Genomic DNA, 569 nt, shown 5'->3' with positions numbered 1-569 from the left:
ACGACCCCCGCCGATCCGGTCGCGGCTGGCACGCCGCAATGGTCGGCGCGCATTCGCAAAGCCATCAGCGAGGGCGAGCGGCTGGAGATAGACGCTGGGCGGCTCTCGGCTGAAGCAGGCGAACTGCTTTCGACATTCTCCGTCATCGCCAGGCACATCTCCAGCTCTGATCCCGAGGCTGTCGGCTCTTTCGTTCTCTCGATGACCCGCTCCGCCGACGATCTGCTCGCGGTCTATCTGCTGGCGCAATATTGCGGACTTTCGACCGCGCCCGCCGGCGGCACAATCAGGCTGCGGATCGTGCCCTTGTTCGAGACCATCGCCGACCTGCAGGCCGCCCCTGGCATATTGAACGGATTGCTCGACGTCTCGCTGGTGAGGCGCACGGTGCGCGATTTCGGCGCGCGCCAGGAAATCATGCTCGGCTATTCCGATTCCAACAAGGACGGCGGCTTCCTCGCCTCCAATTGGGAACTGGCCAAAGCGCAGAAGCGGCTCGCTGCCGTCGGGCGCAAGCACAAGGTTGGGATCAGTTTCTTTCACGGCCGCGGCGGCTCCGTCACCCGTGG

At 64.7% G+C, this 569-nt stretch carries 1 protein-coding gene; it reads left to right on the top strand.

Translation table 11 applies throughout. The features are described from left to right. The coding region (locus EOA36_RS36700; protein ID WP_127281327.1) for a phosphoenolpyruvate carboxylase at positions 1-569 on the top strand (569 nt) is incomplete at both ends.

Origin of the sequence: Mesorhizobium sp. M8A.F.Ca.ET.021.01.1.1 (genome assembly GCF_003998025.1) — a bacterium.
GTDB lineage: Bacteria > Pseudomonadota > Alphaproteobacteria > Rhizobiales > Rhizobiaceae > Mesorhizobium.
The sequence above is the reverse complement of the archived record's forward strand: the minus strand, read 5'-3'. Positions and strand labels throughout refer to the sequence as shown.